Raw genomic sequence first — 3,371 nt, forward strand, 5'->3', positions numbered from 1 at the left:
AAGCTTTCGTGAATACAGTGTGCGCGAACATCCAATTATCTGCAGCGGACAAGCCCTCGACCTATTAGTACCGGTCAGCTCCACCCCTCACAGGGCTTCCACACCCGGCCTATCAACCCCGTCGTCTACAGGGGGCCTTACCCTCTCAAGGAGGCAGGAGACCTCATCTCGAAGCAAGCTTCCCGCTTAGATGCTTTCAGCGGTTATCTCTCCCGAACGTAGCCAACCAGCCATGCCCTTGGCAGGACAACTGGCACACCAGAGGTTCGTCCGTCCCGGTCCTCTCGTACTAGGGACAGCCCTTCTCAAGTCTCCAACGCGCACAGCGGATAGGGACCGAACTGTCTCACGACGTTCTAAACCCAGCTCGCGTGCCGCTTTAATGGGCGAACAGCCCAACCCTTGGGACCAACTCCAGCCCCAGGATGCGACGAGCCGACATCGAGGTGCCAAACCATCCCGTCGATATGGACTCTTGGGGAAGATCAGCCTGTTATCCCCGGGGTACCTTTTAGCCGTTGAGCGACACCGCTTCCACACGCCGGTGCCGGATCACTAGTCCCAGCTTTCGCTCCTGCTCGACACGTCCGTCTCACAGTCAAGCTCCCTTGTGCACTTACACTCAACACCTGATTACCAACCAGGCTGAGGGAACCTTTGGGCGCCTCCGTTACTCTTTGGGAGGCAACCGCCCCAGTTAAACTACCCACCAGACACTGTCCCCGAACCGGATCACGGTCCAAAGTTAGATGCCCGAAACAGTCAGAGTGGTATTTCACCAACGCCTCCACCGCCACTAGCGTGACGACTTCACCGGCTCCCACCTATCCTACACAAACCATCCCAAACACCAATGTCAAGCTATAGTGAAGGTCCCGGGGTCTTTCCGTCCTGCTGCGCGAAACGAGCATCTTTACTCGTAGTGCAATTTCACCGGGCCCATGGTTGAGACAGTGGGGAAGTCGTTACGCCATTCGTGCAGGTCGGAACTTACCCGACAAGGAATTTCGCTACCTTAGGATGGTTATAGTTACCACCGCCGTTTACTGGCGCTTAGATTCCTAGCTTCGCAGGGCGAACCCCACTAACCAGTCCTCTTAACGTTCCAGCACCGGGCAGGCGTCAGTCCGTATACAGCGTCTTACGACTTCGCACGGACCTGTGTTTTTAATAAACAGTCGCTTCCCCCCGCTATCTGCGACCCCACCCAGCTCAGGATGCAAGATCCGTCACCAGACAGGGCTCCCCTTCTCCCAAAGTTACGGGGACAATTTGCCGAGTTCCTTAACCATGGTTCACCCGAACGCCTCGGTATTCTCTACCTGACCACCTGCGTCGGTTTAGGGTACTGGCCACACACGAACTCGCTAGAGGCTTTTCTCGACAGCATGGGATCACTCACTTCGCCAAAAACGGCTCGGCATCACGTCTCAACCTTCATGAGAGGCGGATTTGCCTACCTCTCGGCCTACACGCTTACCCCCGGACAACCACCGCCGGGTAGAGCTACCCTCCTGCGTCACCCCATCACTTACCTACTACAAGTTCGGGTCCCAGACCAGTTCAGAGGCACTCCCCGAAGGGAACACCAAGAACCAGCGTGGTTAGCATCACCTGATTCGGTATTGGACGCTCGTGCACGGGTACGGGAATATCAACCCGTTATCCATCGACTACGCCTGTCGGCCTCGCCTTAGGTCCAGACTCACCCTGGGCGGATTAACCTGCCCCAGGAACCCTTAGTCAATCGGCGGCAACGTTTCTCACGTTGCTTTCGCTACTCATGCCTGCATTCTCACTCGCACACCCTCCACCACTCGATCACTCGGCAGCTTCACTGGATGCACGACGCTCCCCTACCAACCCAGCCCTTACGGGCTGAACTTCACAGCTTCGGCGGTGTACTTAAGCCCCGCTACATTATCGGCGCAGAACCACTTGACCAGTGAGCTATTACGCACTCTTTAAAGGATGGCTGCTTCTAAGCCAACCTCCTGGTTGTCTGGGCAACTCCACAACCTTTCCCACTTAGCACACGCTTAGGGGCCTTAGCTGATGATCTGGGCTGTTTCCCTCTCGACTACGAAGCTTATCCCCCGCAGTCTCACTGCCACGCTTCACTTAACCGGCATTCGGAGTTTGTCTGACGTCAGTAACCTTGTAGGGCCCATCAGCCAAACAGTAGCTCTACCTCCAGCAAGAAACACGTGACGCTGCACCTAAATGCATTTCGGGGAGAACCAGCTATCACGGAGTTTGATTGGCCTTTCACCCCTACCCACACCTCATCCCCCAGATTTTCAACTCTGGTGGGTTCGGGCCTCCACGAGGTCTTACCCCCGCTTCACCCTGGACATGGGTAGATCACTCCGCTTCGGGTCCACAGCATGCGACTCAATCGCCCTATTCAGACTCGGTTTCCCTACGGCTACCCCACCCGGGTTAACCTTGCCACACACCATGACTCGCAGGCTCATTCTTCAAAAGGCACGCCATCACCAAAGACAAGCTTCAGCTCTGACGGCTTGACAGCACACGGTTTCAGGTACTATTTCACGACCCCTCACCGGGGCACTTTTCACCTTTCCCTCACGGTACTAGTGCACTATCGGTCATCAGGACGTATTTTGGCTTAGCAGGTGGTCCTGCCAGATTCACACGGAATTTCTCGGGCTCCGCGCTACTCGGGAGAACATCAACACCTAGACTCTTCCTTCACCTACGGGACTCTCACCCACTCCGGTACCGCTTCCCAACGGTTTCAGCTAAAAGAGCCAATCAGCGCTCCAGGCCGACAGACCTGGAAAGATGCATCCCACAACCCCGCACACGCAACGACTGTCGTCTATCACACGCCTGCGGTTTAGCCTCTTCCCCGTTCGCTCACCACTACTAGGAGAATCACTGTTGTTTACTCTTCCTACGGGTACTGAGATGTTTCACTTCCCCGCGTCACCACCAACTACCCTATACATTCAGGTAGCGGCAACCCGACACAACTCGGGCTAGGTTTCCCCATTCGGACACCCGCGGATCAAAGCTCGGTTGACAGCTCCCCGCGGCCTATCGTGGCCTCCCACGTCCTTCATCGGCGCCTGATGCCAAGGCATCCACCGTGTGCCACTATCACTTGGCCACTACAGATAATAAGATGCTCGCGCACACTATTCACAAATCAAAACACCCACCACAAACTCCCCTACCTCAAACCACAACCACCAACCCTCAAAGAGGATCCGTGGCGTGGGAGTTACTGGAGGTGGTACGAGGGAACCAACCCACAAAGGATTGCTTCCTCAGATACCCAACAGCGCGCCCCCTGACGCTTCTAGTCGCCAGAGGTCAAGTTCGATTTCACTTCAGCCACTCCC

The 3,371-nt window shown here is 55.9% G+C and carries 1 rRNA gene; it reads right to left on the reverse strand.

The features are described from left to right. Window positions 1–43: 43 nt before the first annotated feature. Window positions 44–3,137: ribosomal RNA gene (locus D458_RS0132630) — 23S ribosomal RNA — on the reverse strand. Between the last annotated feature and the right edge of the window lie 234 nt (window positions 3,138–3,371).

The organism is Nocardiopsis ganjiahuensis DSM 45031, assembly GCF_000341085.1.
Taxonomy (GTDB): Bacteria; Actinomycetota; Actinomycetes; order Streptosporangiales; family Streptosporangiaceae; genus Nocardiopsis; species Nocardiopsis ganjiahuensis.